The sequence below is a fragment of the Corynebacterium sp. PCR 32 genome, from assembly GCF_037464985.1.
Taxonomy (GTDB): Bacteria; Actinomycetota; Actinomycetes; order Mycobacteriales; family Mycobacteriaceae; genus Corynebacterium; species Corynebacterium kroppenstedtii_D.
Genome location: NZ_JBAHVL010000001.1, coordinates 423425 through 440881, shown reverse-complemented (window position 1 = coordinate 440881; position 17457 = coordinate 423425). Strand labels below are relative to the sequence as shown.

13 protein-coding genes are annotated in these 17457 nt (G+C 54.9%); 6 read left to right on the top strand and 7 right to left on the bottom strand.

The window, feature by feature from the left end:
* Window positions 1-130 precede the first annotated feature (130 nt).
* On the top strand, window positions 131-337 hold the full coding sequence (locus V5S80_RS01865; protein ID WP_395169046.1) for a DUF2188 domain-containing protein: 207 nt from the start codon (window positions 131-133) through the stop codon (window positions 335-337).
* A 77-nt stretch (window positions 338-414) separates the two neighbouring features.
* On the opposite strand, the gene V5S80_RS01860 is transcribed toward V5S80_RS01865, so the two are convergent.
* The 5 genes from V5S80_RS01860 to V5S80_RS01840 form a co-directional block, all read right to left on the bottom strand.
* Window positions 415-1173 (bottom strand): HAD-IIA family hydrolase, encoded by a 759-nt coding sequence (locus V5S80_RS01860; RefSeq protein WP_395169412.1) that lies wholly within the window; start codon window positions 1171-1173, stop codon window positions 415-417.
* A gap of 78 nt (window positions 1174-1251) precedes the next feature.
* Complete coding sequence (locus V5S80_RS01855) at window positions 1252-3915, bottom strand: AAA family ATPase (RefSeq protein ID WP_395169045.1); 2664 nt, start codon at window positions 3913-3915, stop codon at window positions 1252-1254.
* A 17-nt stretch (window positions 3916-3932) separates the two neighbouring features.
* The gene (locus V5S80_RS01850; RefSeq protein WP_395169044.1) at window positions 3933-5159 is read right to left on the bottom strand and encodes an exonuclease SbcCD subunit D; all 1227 of its coding nucleotides are present in this window, start codon (window positions 5157-5159) and stop codon (window positions 3933-3935) included.
* Between the two features lie 2 nt (window positions 5160-5161).
* Entirely contained in the window at window positions 5162-6184 is a 1023-nt protein-coding gene (locus tag V5S80_RS01845) for a hypothetical protein (RefSeq protein ID WP_395169043.1), read from the bottom strand.
* Complete coding sequence (locus tag V5S80_RS01840; RefSeq protein ID WP_395169042.1) at window positions 6181-9312, bottom strand: DEAD/DEAH box helicase; 3132 nt, start codon at window positions 9310-9312, stop codon at window positions 6181-6183. The genes V5S80_RS01845 and V5S80_RS01840 overlap by 4 nt, the downstream gene beginning before the upstream one ends.
* 327 nt (window positions 9313-9639) lie before the next feature.
* On the opposite strand from V5S80_RS01840, the gene putP reads away from it, so the two are divergent.
* The 3 genes from putP (at window position 9640) to V5S80_RS01825 (ending at window position 12626) form a co-directional block, all read left to right on the top strand.
* Complete coding sequence (putP, locus tag V5S80_RS01835) at window positions 9640-11235, top strand: sodium/proline symporter PutP (RefSeq protein ID WP_395169041.1); 1596 nt, start codon at window positions 9640-9642, stop codon at window positions 11233-11235.
* Between the two features lie 124 nt (window positions 11236-11359).
* A complete protein-coding gene (locus V5S80_RS01830; protein ID WP_395169040.1) occupies window positions 11360-12040 on the top strand; it encodes a DUF1524 domain-containing protein in 681 nt (226 codons plus the stop codon).
* Window positions 12041-12143: 103 nt separating this feature from the next.
* The gene (locus V5S80_RS01825) at window positions 12144-12626 is read left to right on the top strand and encodes a DUF2269 domain-containing protein (RefSeq protein ID WP_395169039.1); all 483 of its coding nucleotides are present in this window, start codon (window positions 12144-12146) and stop codon (window positions 12624-12626) included.
* Between the two features lie 79 nt (window positions 12627-12705).
* On the opposite strand, the gene V5S80_RS01820 is transcribed toward V5S80_RS01825, so the two are convergent.
* Window positions 12706-14955, bottom strand: a complete 2250-nt coding sequence (locus V5S80_RS01820) for a DEAD/DEAH box helicase (RefSeq protein WP_395169038.1) — start codon at window positions 14953-14955, stop codon at window positions 12706-12708.
* 956 nt (window positions 14956-15911) lie between these two features.
* On the opposite strand from V5S80_RS01820, the gene V5S80_RS01815 reads away from it, so the two are divergent.
* A complete protein-coding gene (locus V5S80_RS01815) occupies window positions 15912-16454 on the top strand; it encodes a hypothetical protein (RefSeq protein ID WP_395169037.1) in 543 nt (180 codons plus the stop codon).
* A gap of 41 nt (window positions 16455-16495) precedes the next feature.
* Here V5S80_RS01815 and V5S80_RS01810 read toward each other — a convergent pair whose 3' ends face one another.
* Entirely contained in the window at window positions 16496-17170 is a 675-nt protein-coding gene (locus V5S80_RS01810; RefSeq protein ID WP_395169036.1) for a hypothetical protein, read from the bottom strand.
* On the opposite strand from V5S80_RS01810, the gene V5S80_RS01805 reads away from it, so the two are divergent.
* The gene (locus V5S80_RS01805; RefSeq protein WP_395169035.1) at window positions 17169-17360 is read left to right on the top strand and encodes a hypothetical protein; all 192 of its coding nucleotides are present in this window, start codon (window positions 17169-17171) and stop codon (window positions 17358-17360) included. The two genes, V5S80_RS01810 and V5S80_RS01805, sit on opposite strands and share 2 nt — an antisense overlap.
* Window positions 17361-17457 lie beyond the last annotated feature (97 nt).

The window sequence follows — 17457 nt, the reverse complement described above, 5'->3', positions numbered from 1 at the left end:
TCCGCAACCTCGGCGGCATCAATCTCCACTCATGGGCAGCGAAAGAAACTATGCTTACCTATACTTGATGGGGCACTGATCAGTGTGTGAAATGACCACATTCCCAACCCCCATATGGAAGGACATATTCATGGCTGACACTGTCATCGAAACCTACAATGAAGACGGCGAATGGAAAAATCGCCCCCAAGGCAATGAGCGCGCCACAAGCACGCACGCCACCAAAGAAGAAGCCGTCGCACAGGGGCGCTCTCTCGCGAAAGAACGCAAGGGCGACCACATCATCAAAAACCTCGACGGAACAATCTCGGAACGCCACTCATATTCAGAGAATTAGCCTGCATACCGCGGCCTAGTCTCCATGCCAGACTACGGGGCCACCCCGCCGATAACACTAGGCCGCGTACACGGCATTCACGACCCAAAGGGGTCGCGAACATGCCCCACCAGATCCTTCACCGAATCAATGACCCGTGTGGGCCGATACGGGAAACAACCGATCATGGAATCATCGGTAATACCGGACCGAACGAGAATAGTCTTCATTCCGGCTTCCAACCCTGCCTTGACGTCAGTGTCCATACGATCCCCCACCATGACGGTATTCTCCGAATGAACGCCGATCCTGCGGAGCGCAGACCTCATCATCATCGGGTTTGGCTTGCCTACATAATATGGCTCTTTCAGCGAGGCCGTCTGGATCAACGCAGCCACAGAACCCGTAGCCGGTAATACACCCTCCGGTGAAGGCCCCGTGATATCAGGATTAGTGCAAATAAACTTTGCCCCATGACGAATGAGCCGGATAGCTGTTGTGATCGCTTCAAAGGAATATGTGCGGGTTTCACCGAGCACCACATATTCAGGATCTGAGTCGGTGAGGATCCAGCCAATCTCGTGGAGGGCAGTTGTTAAGCCTGATTCTCCGACGACATACGCTGTCGATATTTCCTTCTGACTAGCTAAAAAGGCAGCCGTTGCCGTGGCAGATGTCCAGATACGATCAGCGGGAATATCAATTCCCGTCCGTGCCAGGCGAGCTGACAAATCGCGGGGCGTGAAAATTGAATTATTGGTGAGCACCATGTATTCAATATCATTGTCCCGGAGTTCATGCAGGAATTGATCAGCGCCTGCGATGATGTCACCCTCTTTGACCAGGACGCCATCCATATCCGTGAGAAACGAGATTGTCACTGTGTATCTCCCATCATTTCACCATAACGGATCCAGTTAGTCGCGGTCACCATCTCAAAACATCTCGATCGATCGTGCTGCATCCACAGAGCGATAACGTTCAGGGGCACACGTCATGATGATAACCTGATGTTTCTTTCCCGATTCAGTGAGAAGTTCATTCATCTTTGTAATGCGTTCATTGTCAGCGTAACCAAGTGCGTCGTCCAGAAATATAGGAACGCTCTTATCACCAACGACGTCTGCCACCGCAAGACGCTGCACAATCTGCAACTGTTCGACGGCTCCACCGGAGAGATCGGCAACATTAACCGCACGTCCGTCGAGCACACGCTGTGACACTTGAGTCGCCGCGACTATTCTCTGATTCCGAGTCTTTTTGCTACTGGTACCGTTAGCAACAGTGTCATCTGTTGTGAACGACACATCGGCGCCAAATACACGCCCTGCTTTTTTCGTGAGCGCCTGGATATACGGCCCGAAGTATTTTTCTTTCGCATCCTGGTAGTGCTTCTCCACAAGGTCGTGTAAGCGCTGAGCAGCGTGTGCACGCAACTCCACGGATGTCAACGCGTTGATTTTCTGCGTCAACATTTCTTCCGCTTCACTGAGATCCGTATCGGAAGAATATTTCCCCTTAATCTCCCCTTCGATCCGCATCTTCTTCTCGCGATACTCTGTCAGGCGGCGTTCCAAGTCTTGCACGTCTCGCTGCGTTTGTTCGACCTTGTGGTCAACCTGGTCAGGTTTGAGGGAGTGATAATAATTCTCCGCTTTCTCGCATGCGATTCGATGGTCCTCGCATTCACACTCAGCATTCTTCAGTTCACGATCCAAAGCGTCGTCAGGCAATGATTCTTGAGCTGTTGTTAAGGTCTTTTGTGCTTTGTCACATTCATCCTGTGCCATTTTAAGCTTGGTTGTGATGCTGGCTAGCTGCGCTGGGGTATCTTCTTGGCGCAATGTATGAAGGTTCTGCGTTGCTGTTATGTAAGCTTGCTTCATCCGCTGCTCCGTTGCTTTCGCACCGTCGATGTCCTGCCTAGTTGGCGTGGCGGTCAGACTCACAGTCTGATGCGTCTGCGGTGTCTCTTCACCCCATTCATTCGCCACCTCGTCCTCGAGGTCAGCAATCTCACGGAGAATCGCGAGATGCTCAGCGGCGAGGCTTTCGCGTGACCCACCCCACGCTCTTTCTTGATCCCGTTGTGCATCATCACGTTCCTGGCACACACGACGAAAGGCATCGTTGCGTTCCTTCGCGTCAGACAGTGATTCCACACAGTAGTGCGCCAGCAGCTGTTCGTACTCGCACTGTGCTAGGTCAGCCTTCTTTCGCCGTTCTGCTATGTCGGACGCGGGGAAAATCTCGACCGTGTAGTCGCCCAGCGTCATCCGTTGGGGACGGTCCATAGGGTAGTCTCCGGTGGCGTCGTCCCCAACGGGGCCACCGATACGGATGGTTCCGACAGAGAGCTCAAGAGAATCTTCTTGATTACGCCATGTTTGGTGGCGGTCTGTAAGCTCTGTCAGTGCATCATCATCGATAGCCGTTGAGGTATCGCGAAGTTTCTCGTCGGCTGCACGTCGACGCTGATGAGCAGCATCTCCCGCTGCTAGCTTACTGCGGAGACTATCTGCTTCCTTTTTCTTCTCTGCCCACTTTTGATGGAGTTCAAGCCTGCGTAATCGAGTGCTGGCTGCATCCTTGCCTTGTTCCGCCTCTGTGTGGGCAACCATTGCCTCCGCAAGGCGAGTTGCGTGAGTATGAGCGTCCTGCGCTATCCGCTCGTATTCCTCCTTAATCTGACTGACTCGCTGTGAACGCTCATCATATTCTCGTTGACATTCGACACGAGCGCGGTGAGCTGTTGTGTATCGCTCACGACGGTTCTCAGCATCAGCTTTCGCCTGTTGCGCGCGATCACGCTCTTCTTTCGCTTTAGTGACCTTCTCTTTCGCGGTCTTCGCAGCAGCGAGGGCTGAGCGTGCTGTATTCGCCGCTGCTTGTGCCTGCGTTATGTCCTGGTTCACCCGGCGGAGTTCGTCACGGAGTTCCGCTACGTTATCGGCATATTCCTGCGCACTGTTTTTCGCTTGTTTAGCGTCGTCATGCTCCTTGAGGGCATCCCTATAAACCCCTGTCTTGTGGCCTAGTCCGGCAGTGAAGTACTTACCTAATTCTTTCTTAATGTCAGCACGTAACCCTGCGGCCTGATCATCATCGTTATCGCCGTCTGCATGGGCGGCATGAACAACGGCAGTGGATGATCTCACATCCAGAAAGTCCCAGGTTCCGCTATCTTGATTGACCGTGAGTGCCTCGAAGGGCAGCATTTGGTCGGTTCGTGCGAAAAGCTGCTCAACCCATTTTTCTGCGTCTTTACCCGTATCATTCCTGCGAACCGGTCTGGTCACGGTCAGTTCTGCACGCGGAGTCTTCAGCCATCGTTTGCGCAGAGAAAAGCGGTAGCCATCGACGGTCATCTCCACGGTGACTTCGGGGGCAACGTCTCTTCCCACCGGCGCGGCTGACGTGACCTCTTGGCTTTTGCTCGTATGGCCAAGTGTTTTCCATGCACTCAGTGCTTTCATGACCGTCGATTTACCTACTTCATTAGGTCCCGAGATCACCGTCACTCCGGTATCGGGAAATTCTAGTTTTAGGTCGTTGATGGTCCGGAAGTTCTTTATATCGATGGTATGAATCGTGATCATGACTACTCGTCTTCCTGCTAACGATGGCTCAGTTGGTAAAGGAGTTTTAGTGCTTCTCTGTCGACGTCATCGTTGGGGTTCAGGTCATCGAGGACTTTCCTGAAATAGCCGTTGAGCTTGAACTCATCGGGATCTAGGGAATCAGGAAGAATATCAAGGTTGGTATGTTCTGCATCAACAATGTATGCGGCGAATCTGTTTGCTAACCGCTGTTTGTATTCGTCAATTCGATAAGCCTGGTCAAAGGTAATTCGTCCAATCAGTGCGTTCTTGACGACAGTCGAGGAGGCACCACGAATAGTGCTAAGGTCTGTGTACCATGATTCGATGTCGTCATCTGTGGTGATTTCGCGCGAGTCGTAGTGGAACTCCCATTCCGCCACATGGACAGGGTCAACGGTGATCGATGTGGCGCCATCCGCAACGTCGAGATCGACGACGAGGCAATATCCAGATTGGCGTTCTTTGTTATCAAAGTCGGTGGGTTCGTGAGATCCGGAAAACCACATGCCACCACGGGAATCAATTTGTTGTACCGAGTGAGTATCCCCCATTGCGATGTAGTCGACGAGGTGGTTCTGGAGCGCGTGGTCAACTGTCTCCATGTCGATGTGGTTGTCTTCATTTCCGAATGCTCGACGTGGTTGCCCATGTCCAAGCATGACGCGGATTCCCTGCGCAGGCTCACGTGCATTCAGCGCTGCCGAGACGAGGTCGTCTGTGGGGCGATTGCTTGTCAACGGGGCCCCGAAGACTTCGATATCACCGATAGTATGGAGTGAGAAATCACCAAGAATAATTCCGCCCGCCTCTTCTATATCCTGCGCGAACGACGAGCGCCACACGCTGCCCACCTGGTAGGGATCGTGGTTCCCCGGGAGGAAGACGATCGGGATTGGCGCAAAATGCTCGATGGCTTCAATAAAGCGACTCTGTATCCGCTTTCCTACATTATCTTTATCAAAAACATCGCCTGCCACCACCACGAGGTCACAGTCGCGCTGGTGGGCGACGTCTGCCATCCGCTGTATCGCTGCGAAACGCGCCCCCGTATAGAGCGCTTGGGAGTTCAAGCCGCCGTCGTCGTCTCCGTGACTATCTGGCTCTAGAAACCAACGGGTCATCCCCAGCTGCCAATCAGAAGTATGGAGGATTCGAGCATGGGCCCGCGGTGAGGTGTGGCCATGGTGGATGACATGTGTGGTTTTTTCTGGCTCAGGATGTCCAAACCGTGAAGAGGTCATAGCTAGTCGTGGGTCTCCTGTGAATCTGGTGTGGTCATCGTTGTCTTTTCTGGATGATGCATTTCAGGTGGTGTGGTCATGAGATGGTGGTAGACGTCTTCGAGGTCACTGTGAGCGTTGAGCTGACCGATAGCCCCATAAGAGACCCACCTGAGCACTTTCATAAGGGCTTGTTGGTCGTGGTCGTCCAACGCCGACGTGTGCGGAACAATCGGCGGGGCGGGGTAGGTGGTCGGAACCCCCCAAAATGTTTCGGGGTCGACGCTGGGTTCTCGGTGCTGGGCCATCAATGTCTGAGAATCCTGCACGTCAATGCTGTCCTCGTGGACAGGGAACGTCTGCCGTGTTCCGACACGCTGGCTGACTCGCTCACGAATGTCCCCGTAACTGGTATTCGCCAGATGGAACACGGCGGAGCGGTCCTGGGCGAATCGTTCTTGTAGGAAGAGGCCAACGGCATAGACATGTTTGCACCATAGATGAGGGTCGGGACAGCTACATGCCCAGCGTGTGTCATCGAAAGGAAACAGAATCGCCTCAAGGTGTGGGTCTTCTTTCCCCGCGACAAACTTCTCATATGCGTGGGTGTCACGAGCGAGGTATCGGATGGCGTCCTCACAGGCGTCAAGACTGTGGGGAACATGAGCATGCACAGTGAATGGCTCTAGCTGCGACCCCATGACCTGGGCAGTGATGGTCCAGTTGTCCACGTCTACCCGTTGGATGGCGTTGTTCCGGACGTAGTCGCGGCCTCGTTTCTTGCGGCCAGACTCCGTGTTCTCATCAAGCTGCCGCATGATCGCCAACGCTGGCCATGGGTATGCGCCGCGGTCGGTACGGATACGCGTTCTCGACGCTGTACGAGAGGCGCGTGCCGCGGGTGCCGGTGTGTGACGTGCTCGGTCAGAGGCTGGCGGGGTGGCCTTGTGTGCGGCCCCGAAGTTGAGGTAGATGACATTATCGTCAACGTTGACGCGACGTCGTGTGTCTCGATGTTCTGAGGGTGGCCGTCGTCTACGAGTCACGTTTCTGCCTCCTGTTGCTGGAGGCTATAGCGTGCACGCGCGTTGGTATATTCTGACCGAATCGGGGTCGGAGATTCATGCAGCGCAACAAGCTGGAGGAGCTCGTCGTCAGAGAGTTCGGATATCCAGGCTTCCCCTGGGCCGACAACCGCGCTGGCTAACTGTAGCTTTCCTTCGATAATGTCGTTGATTCGCTCTTCGATCGTTCCTTTGCTCATGATTTTGTACACACTCACGTCACGGTCCTGGCCTATACGATACGCACGATCAGTTGCTTGGTTTTCGACGGCGGGGTTCCACCACCGATCCATGTGGATGACCACGCTCGCCCCGGTGAGGTTGAGTCCTGTTCCTCCAGCGCGAAGGGACAGAATCATGATGGGAGGGCCTGCTGGGGAGTTAAAGGTGGTCACCATGTGGTCCCGTTCTTGTCGCTCCACTGCCCCGTTGAGAAACGGTACCTCGATGCCATATCGGTCGCTGAGATAGGTCTTGAGCATGTTTCCGAACACGACGAATTGGGTGAAGATGAGAACTTTTCGTCCCTCTGTGAGGGCTTCATCGATGATGGGTTCAACGGTCTCTACTTTTCCAGAGCGATGGTGAGCCCCGTCGAGGAAGGGGGAATCATCGCCGAGGTACTGGGCGGGGTGGTTGCAGATTTGTTTTAAGCCTGTGAGGAGCTTGAACACTAGCCCACGACGGTCTCTCCCCTGCCTGGTGACCTCGAGCTCCTTGGCGACCGCGGTGGTGACCGCTTTATAGAGGCTTGCCTGGTGAGGGTGCATATCCGCGACTAAGACAGCTTCGTTTTTTTCGGGGAGATCATCCACGACAGCTGGGTCTGTTTTCACCCGTCGCAGGATAAACGGCTGGGTGAGCGCCTTGAGATCCGCTGTGAGAGCGTCATCATGATAGCGCTCAATGGGAATAGAATAGCGATGGCGAAAATCGTTGCGTGTGCCGAAAAGCCCAGGGTTGCAGAAATCCATCACGGCCCATAACTCATCGAGTCGATTTTCAACAGGGGTGCCGGTGAGGGCGATTCTATGGGTGGCATCAAGGGCCCGTACAGCTTGAGCGTTCTTTGTACTGGGGTTTTTGATGTTCTGAGCCTCATCGACGACGATGCGGTGAAAATACGTATGGCTCAATATTTCTTGGTCGCGTGTCGCGGTGGAGTATGTCGTGACAATGATGTCTGTGTTCGCGATCTCCTCACTCAAGGCGTCACCACCACGCCTCCCCGATCCATGGTGGAGATATGTGCTCACTCCCGGCGCGAATTTTTTCGCCTCCGCAATCCAGTTTCCTATTACTGAGGTGGGTGCAATAACAAGCACTGGGCCCGATAGTGCAGAACGTTCCTTCTCGTAGGCAATGAGGGTAAGTGTCTGGAGCGTTTTTCCTAATCCCATGTCGTCAGCAAGAATGCAACCGAGATGTTGGGATGTCATCCATGCTAGCCAGTCGAAACCGCGGCGTTGATACTCTCTGAGCTCGACGGAGATGCCCGACGGCGGGTCTAGCCGTTGGGGTGCGATGGCAGTGTCGATGCCGATGAGGGCACTGATCCAGTCCACGGCATCGACGACAACGCTCGCGCTGTCATCGTCGACGTCGCCGCTATCGTCGGTCCCGATAATGGAACCGGTGTCCCCGTCCTCACGGAGGTCGCGTCGAATGTGGTCGGTCGCGTGGCGAAGTTGTCCTACTGTTCCCTGCCCACCAGTGGTTGAGCCGTCAGAGTCACCCCCCACGCTACCCCTCGTGAGCATGTGTGACAGATGTTTTGATGCGGCCTTGAGAACACGTCTATCTGCCTGCACCCACTTGCCTCGGATATTGACAAGGTCTGTGCTGGATTGAAGGAGGTCATCCATTTCCTCCGGTGTCAATTGATTGTCGCCGACAGAGGCAGACCAGGTGAAGTCCAACAGGTGGTCGAGTCCGAGTTTCGCGTCTCCCGGACCGCTGGGCACGGCAGGCTGTGCAGAGAGAGATACACGGACTTTCCTTTTGGCCCACGGTGTGGGGATGAGAACACGGAAGCCCGCGGTCCGGAGCAGGTCAGCCCCCTGATCGATAAACTCCACAATATTCGTCGTCGTGAGAAGATATGCGCCCGTGTCGGGATCAATAACGTAGTCCCCCATTCGTGGCCAGACGTGGCGTGCTCGGTCTAGTTGTTCGTCGACACGTTGTCGGAGTGCAGGGTCGGTGATGGGGTGAGGAATACGGGTCGGAGCTTCAGTTCCTGAGCGATAAGCCAATTCGACCCTCCATTGAACCTCTGGAACGGGTTCCACACTAATGAGGGATGGTCGCGTTGTGCTCGCCGCCGGGTTGTGCAGTGGCTCCTCGCGGTTCACGTCGTCGGGCTCATTCACGATGAAAATGAGGTCATCACCAGGGGTGGTCATTCGGCTACGCCACGTATTGATGTCAATGACCATCGCCCCGGTAGCCCGGTCGAGTGGTGATCCGTCGATGAGCGCACGAACTAACGGTTGCTCAATGTCACTATGACGGGGCATAGAAGCGAGCGTTCGTCGCACCAAGGCATCAATGAGAGGCACGGCGATACGGTCAGCAAGATCCTGACCACCGGAGAGCGAGAGTACCTCCGGCGTCGCTTCAACCATTCGAGCAAGCCACACACGTTCAGCCATACCGACGGCGGGTTGCCACATAGGAATCCATTCGTGATCAACCCACTGCATGCGGAACAAGATTCGGCCAGACATTCGTAGAGTCTCCAGGCCACGTAGAAGAGCTAAGATAAATGCAGTGTCTGGCGCAATTCCGATGTCACCGTTGAGGGTGTCGTTGTTCTGCGCTGCATCGAGTGCGAGTAAAAAGTCGACAGCTTGATCAGGGGTCAATTCCACAGTAGGAATAGTGAGCTCGCGTCGCCGACCTTTGGGTGTTGCAAGCACAGCACGTGCACGCCGCGGAGCGATCGGACGCCGACCGCCATTGGTCAGTACAGTCGCAATAACGTGGGGGAATACGCCGTCAGGAACGTCAGAATAGTTCGCAATGACTTTGTGGCCGTCAGTCTTCTCCACCCACAGGTGCATGCCGGAATGCACCGGCCACAAAGCATGGAGAAGATACGCGTTCATAGGTCTATTGATACCAGGATCATATGACATTCCAGCGCGGCGTCGCACATCTTTTCGATGCTATCCTCATGTCGCTGTTGATGGGGTCGACACGCGCCCCCTCCGTCAGGGCCCCTCAGAAGGGGATGACAGAGAATGGATGGATTTGATACGCCTACCCATCCGTGACACCCTGAAAAACACTCTTTTATAAGATATCGAATTTCTATTCATATCTGTTTGTATTTGTTCAATTTTGTTCGCTTGTGTTCACGTACCGTGTGACGCGTCGGAGTGTTTCATTATTGATCGAATCTTGTACCCGTCCGCTAGCCCCCAGGAGACTTCGTGAGTCAACAGACATGGTTCATTATCGCCATGGTGATTTATCTCATCGCCATGCTTGCGATCGGTCTGTATTCGTTCCGGCAAACCGATGAATACGACGATTACATGCTTGGCGGACGTGGCCTACACCCCTTTGTCGCCGCATTGTCCGCGGGAGCATCAGATATGTCCGGCTGGCTCCTCATGGGCCTTCCCGGCGCCATGTATGTCTCCGGGTTTGGTCAGCTCTGGATGCCCATTGGCCTGCTCGTCGGATGCTGGGCAAACTGGAAATGGACAGCGCCACGGTTACGGTCCTACACGGAGATCGCTGATAATTCCATCACCATTCCGTCATTCCTGGAAAAGCGACTCGATGACAAAACCCACGCTCTCCGCATCGCCGCTGGGCTCATCATTTTGGTGTTTTTCACCTTTTATGTTGCCTCCGGCATGGTCTCGGGTGGTAAGTACTTCCAATCGACCTTCGGCGGCGACTACCTCGTCGGCATGCTTGTGATTGCCTGCGTCACCGTGGCCTACACGTTCATCGGTGGCTTCTTGGCCGTGTCCTACACGGACACCGTTCAAGGACTCATCATGTTCGTTGCCCTCATCTTGGTGCCAACATTCGCCCTCCTCCATGTCCACGACGCCGGATCGATCTGGACGTTCCAAACGGAACACAATTACGGTTTCCACCAGGGGTTGCATGCCAATGAGCATTGGTTCTCCTTGTTCAATGGTGTCTCCTTCATTACCGCTATTTCTGGTTTAGCGTGGGGCTTGGGATATTTCGGTCAGCCACACATCATCGTTCGCTTCATGGCATTGCGTAAGCCATCCGAGGCTACGTCCGGACGGCGCTACGGTGTGGTGTGGATGTTCCTGTGCATTATTGGCGCGACAATGGTGGCAGTCATTGGTCCAGCATTCTTTGGTCACGACCCGTCAATCCATATCGATGACACCGTCAATTACGAAACAATCTTCCTGGACATGGGACAGATCCTGTTCCACCCACTGGTCGCAGGTTTGATTCTCACCGCTGTTCTTGCTGCCATCATGTCGACGATTGCCTCTCAGCTACTCGTCGTTTCATCCGCGCTGGTGGAAGATATCTACAACGGCCTGATTAACAAGAACGCTAGTCACAAAACTCTGATCAACCTGTCACGCGCTGCCGTGATCACGGTGGCTGTCGTCGCTGCATTGCTGGCCTTAGACCCGAATAGCCAAATCCTCCACCTGGTATCTTTCGCATGGGCTGGTTTTGGCTCGGCCTTTGGCCCGATGGTCGTCGCCGCTCTTTACTGGCGTCGTCTGAACTACCAGGGCGCCCTGGCGGGTATGGTCACGGGCGCGGTTGTTGCGTTCGTGTGGGGACAATGGATTGTCCATACCCCGATCGGTGGTGGTCTCTATGAAATGATTCCCGGTGTGCTGTGCAGTGCCGTCGTGCTCATCACGGTGACCTTAGCGACACCAGCCCCTGACAAAAAGATCGTTGAGAGCTTCGATGAGGCCTCGCGCCTGGCTCGCATCGCCGAAGCTCATCCTGAACTCACTATTGCCAATGCTCACGACGAGCTCGAGGATGACATGATGAAAGCCTGACCTGTCTCAGACACACGGCAGCAGACGAGGTGATCGCCGCCGAGAGCTATGCCTCCCGTCACCTCGCACAGCATGGCAGTGATGTCGATGGGAACCGTCCAGGATGCGGTGCGTCTAAGCAGACGTGCCGCACTCTTATTCTTCTCCCCGCACCAAGCGTGCGTCTGTATCCCGCCACGCCTGGGGAGCGTGTATTCTACTCATCGTTGTCAGCCTCGTGACCGCCGTCGTTGCCTTTCAGTCGCATCGCCCACGGGGACCGAGACTGCGAACCCTAGATGCACTGTTGTCCTCAGCCCGGATCATTGATCACCGAACAACTGTACTGGGCTATCAGCGCGACAAGTTCGGTCATGGGTGGGGGCGCTCCCCCACTCCCCACGGAGTATGGTGTACGACGCGGCAGCATGTCCTGCGTGAACAACTCGATGACATCCGCATGGCCCCGACTGCTACATGTGACATTATCAGTGGACACGGGATCGATCCCTATACCGGACGTGAACTTTCTATCGCCTCCATCGACATCGACCACATTGTGCCGCTATCGGCAGCATGGGATTTGGGAGCTGCAACATGGACACGGGACGAGCGCATCGCGTTCGCTAACGATAGAAAAAGGAACCTGGTAGCCACAGACTCCCGTATCAATAGAGAAAAAAGTGACGGGACACCCGACGAGTGGATGCCACCGAATCACGGCCAAGGATGTTGGTATGCCACAGCCTACGCACACGTGACTGTCGCCTATGACCTCGCACTCACTCGTCGCGATGTCGACGCCCTCCGACAAGCCTGTACATAACGATCGGTAGTCCCCCGCAGTGCCGTCGTCATTGGCCGCCGGGTACCCTGGCTGATGACGACATACGTTTGACAACCCCTGACCCCGACGACAAGGACGCATCGTGCCTGAAAATTTCATTGTCATCATCCACGTCATCGCTGCAATCGTCTTGATTGGCCCTGTCATGATAGCGACATCACAGTTTCCTAAAGCTGCCCACGCAGCGCACAAGGGTGATGAGCTAGCGCGAGGCCGAGCGCAGTCACTCCACTCCATCACCAAAGGCTACGGCCTGTGGTCATTGATTGTCCCCCTGCTCGGATTCGGCGCGTTGTTCACAGTCGATGGTGCACTGAAAAACTACTTCATCCATACCGGGATCTTACTCACGCTGATTGCATGGGGGCTTCTATTCTTCGTTGTTATCCCACAACAGCGCACTCTCATTGCCGACCTTGGACTCCTCGATGAGGCGGACGACTACGAGCCTGATGAGATCCCTTCTGCCCAGTGGGACAAAACCCCTGGAATGCTTAATATGTTCTCTGGAATCTTCAACGCGCTCTGGGTGATCACTGCGATTTTGATGTTCTTCAAGCCGTAAGCAGAACATCAGAACAAACGCCAGCGTCGCTCCAGCACAGTGCTGGAGCGACGCTGTATCATTTCGACGTCACGAGTTCTTAACGCCGATCATCACGGCCTCGACCGTTGAAGCGACCACCGCGATCGTCGCTATAGCGTCCGCGTCCGCCTCGGTCGTTCCACTCCCGCCCACTGTTATTTCGATCATTCCGGCCCCAATCACGCCGATCTCGACGTCCTGAGTCACCCTGGTTCCAGTTGTCTCGGCTACCACGTCCACGATCATCACGGCCCCGACCACGGAAACCACGATCATTGCCGTAGCGGCCACCATCACGACCACGCGAATGCCGATCACGTCCACCGTCATCGGCACGACCCCGACGGTCCCCTGAGTACCGATCACGACTACGGCTACCGGAGCGACCAGCAGGTGCACCCGGATCTGGCTCAATTTTGATCAACTGGCCGGACACCCGTGTATCCTCCAGCGCTTCAAAGACCTCCATCGGAAGATCAGCAGGGAGCTCTATGAGGGAATGTTCCGAGAAAATCGAGATTTTGCCGAATTCGCGGGAATTCAGGCCACCTTCGTTGGCAATAGCACCGACAATCGCTCCTGGACGAACTTGCTGTCGTTTGCCCACGGCAATCTTATACACAGCCATCTCTTTACCAGTACGGTCGGTAAAGCGCGGGGCTTCTTTACCGCTAAAGCGCTCGTTGAGAGTGCGACTGTCATGCTCACGATCATTCCGGCGGCCCCGGCGGTCATTCCGCCGATCATTGCGTCGGATGGTGTCTTCCTTCAAGAGGAATTCGTCGCCCGACTGTGACTGTGTCGCTAGCGCGGCAGCGATATCTGCTAGCGGCGTGTCATGTTCTTCGGCATACGCATTGATGAGTCCACGGAAGAGATCGACTTGAGGATCAGCCAGCGATTCCGTGATTGATTGTGCAAATTTTGCCTTTCGTGTCTCGTTGACTTCGTCGACGGTTGGAAGCTGCATTTCCTCAATCGACGATTTCGTCGCACGTTCGATGGAACGCAGCAAACGTCGCTCGCGGGGAGTGACGAAGAGAATCGCCTCGCCGAAGCGGCCGGCACGGCCCGTCCGGCCAATACGGTGCACATACGACTCTGTATCGTGCGGAATATCGTAGTTGACGACATGAGAAATGCGTTCCACATCCAAGCCGCGGGCTGCAACGTCAGTCGCCACCAAAATGTCCAAGCGGCCATCACGCAGTTGATCGACAGTACGCTCACGCTGATTCTGCGCCATATCACCGTTAATCGCGGCCGCAGAGAATCCCCGGGCGCGTAACTTTTCCGCTAGTTCTTCGGTGTTCTGCTTGGTTCGCGCAAACATGATCATCGCGTCAAATTCAGTGACTTCGAGAATACGTGTTAACGCATCAAGTTTGTAGTGGTGGTTCACCAGTAGATACTGCTGGTGAATGTTCTCGGCAGTGCGCTGCTGGGACTTAATTGTGACCTCATGAGGGTCCTCCAAGTATTGCTTCGACAAACGCCGAATCGATGCCGGCATCGTCGCAGAAAACAGCGCAGTCTGTTTGTACTCTGGAGTATCAGCGAGGATGCGTTCAACGTCCTCCTGGAAACCCATGTTGAGCATTTCATCAGCCTCGTCCAACACGAGGTATTTGAGCTCAGAGAGGTCCAGGCTGCCGCGCTCCAAGTGGTCAATCACGCGTCCCGGTGTTCCCACGACGATGTGAGCCCCACGGCGCAGCCCCGAAAGCTGAACACCATAGGCCTGGCCACCGTAAATCGGGAGCACGTGAACGCCACCCAGGTGGTCAGCGAACTCCTGGAATGCATCAGCAACCTGGAGGGCAAGTTCACGCGTCGGCGACAAGACCAAGGCTTGCGGCTTTTTCTGCGATCGATCCAGGCGGGATAGAATTGGCAACGCAAACGCAGCTGTCTTACCAGTGCCCGTCTGTGCTAGACCAACAACGTCATGTCCCTCGGCCAAAATCGGGATCGTCGCAGCTTGGATTGGCGACGGTGTCTCGAAACCGACCTTTTTCACGGCTTTGACGATCTCGTCGCTCAGGTTTAAGTCGGCGAACGATGGGCCTTTGGGGCCATCATCGTGTGCCTCTGCGTCGGCACTCTCTACCGGATCTCCGGCCGTCACATCGTCTACTGTCAACGCGTCGTCTCGTGCGGAGTTGTCACTGTCCACATTCTCAGTCACTGTCATCGTTGTGCCCTCGACCGGGGCGTCACTCTCATTTCCCATTGCAGAGCTCGTGCTCGTATCTCCCTTAGCGGAGTCATCCTCAACATTAGTCGGGGTGGTGGGCTCGTCAGCCATATCTTTTCACCGATCTATCTCATGCCCGACATCACCGCTTGTACGCTCACATCCAACGCGCATGTCATCATCGGAGGCCATCGCGAGCAAAACCTCCGCCGATCTCAATACGGTCGACACCAGGTGACCCATTCTCCGTCGTCCTCTCACTACCGGGCTCGAGCGAGGACATCTTATCCTGGCTTCATGAGGGCTCGGCGGTCACAAGGGAGAAAAGGTCAGCTTTAGCTCGACGTCGATTGACGATACAGGCTTACAGTCCGCACGCGAGGACGTAACGGTATTCGTCGGTACTCAACAACATTCCATAACACAACAGCTACTTCACGGATCACGATCAATGCCAACACTATGTTGGAACAGTAGCTATCACTCTTTCCGCAGACGTACCAGCCTCGGTACATCCGACAGATTCCGAACACACCTTAGATAGCTATTCACCCCTGGGTTAAAGAATCCCACGAGACATCGTTTCGTGGAAGCATCTTGCGCAAGGAGCTATTTCACTCAAGCCAGTGCATTCAGTCCACCACAGGTTACGCGGGGAACACGAAAAAAGCGATTCGAAACATCATCACACCACTCGGCTCCTGGCACACCACTGACATCCCCGTAGCGCGGACCACATGCGGGGGAGGCGAACAATCGGATGTCCCAGCTCACACCCCACCTATCCTGTGACGGCTCATGTGTCATCGTCGATAAACTTCCCCCAACGTTAATGTGACGGTAATCTCAAGGGGGTGCGAGCGACTAATTCAAACCCCGGCAACACACCAGGACATTCCATGACATGCGATGATCAAACCCCTATTCGAGGGTGCGCAAGCTGGACACATCCATCACGTTCTTCACGCACACGAGCGCTCACCACCTGCGGACTTTCTCTCGCACTGTGCAGTACCGCGCTCACAGGTTGCTCATGGAACTCGCACAGCACGACATCAACATCAGTCGTGACATCGACCTCCACACGCACCGCTGCACCCTCCAGCCACACGGCACTACCTGTCCCCTCGATCCCCCCTGAGCCCACTGACGCGCCCCACAATGGCACTACGGAGGATAATGCATTACTTAACGCTGTCGTCGGTTCCGATAAACAGAACACCGATGTCAAAGATGTCCGTGGCGCTGGAACAACACAAGAACTTGGACAGCCAGCCTTAGCCAGCGGCATGCCGTACTATCCACCAGGCGTCCAATTCACGCGCAATGGAAAAACAATGACCGTGTGTCATCGCGGAAATGAGAGCGCAGTCAAAAAAGGCATTGAGCAGGTTGCCGCACTCAACGGCACAAGTTGCGAGTTCGCCGGCCAAGCAGCAGGCGAGGTATTTGCCAAGGTAACGGGTTCAAAAAAATTGAGCGAGACCACACCACTGTCGGTCACCGCAACGTCACCGGTAAGCAAAGAAAAGATCACACTCAACTGCGAGAGTCAGGCCGAGGTCACCGCATGCGAAAGCAAAGACGGCGCCTCCATCCTTATGTGGTAGACCGCCCTGTGCATTCTGGCTGGGTCAACGTCACCGTCAGGCTAGACGGTGTCACCCCACGGATCACGGACCTCACTGCCCCACGGATCCGTGGCTGAGGCTATAAGCTCAGCCTCCCAGCTGTCAGCCTGATCCACCGCAACACTGAGCACATTGAACACCGTATCGTAATCCGCGAAGACACCAAGATCCATGACCTCGACTTCCGCGTCGTCGCCATCCACAGAAGGATCAATATCCTCCTGAACCTCGGAATCAATATACGTTACAAAAGCAACCCGTATCGACGGCACGGATGACTCAACCGTTGTCACCACTTCCAACGACGAGGACTCCCCCACGTCAGCAACAAGTAACGTCGAATCCTCATCATCCTGAACAAAATCAAGATCGGCAATCCGCGCATCTGACCCATCGATAAGATCACGGATAATGGTGACAGCCTGGTCGGTCGCGACATGAAAATTCACCGTCTCGACGGCATCATCGACAGTAAAAATTGCTGTCACCAGCATAGCTTCATCGTCCGTAGCATCCTCATCGTGGATGGCATCAGCCACCGCCACATAGACATTCGCCGCTGGGATATCCGACTCGATGTCTTCAAAACGCAAATCCACATCTGGCGAAATCGGAACGAATAGAGCATCGCCCGAAAACCGGGATTCAATCCCCTCGTCATCCAGGGCTGCTGCAATTAATTCCAGGAAATTCATGTCCCCTCCACAACCTCTCCGACGCCAGCTGAACAGTGACACGCGCCATCATGAGTCTACGCCCCCACACACCATTGCGCCGAGGAAAAATCTTGCACGCCTCCCCATTGGTCTCGCACCCGCCACACCCTACCCCCTCCCACACGACCACTCACCGGGCTGGTCAGCAACGCCTGTCGACAACAAGTAGCGTGGTATACCCGCATGTCACGTCCACACATGATTGTCACTAACCATAAAATGGGTGTATCACAGTATTTCGTAGACCCTGTGAGACAGCACTACGA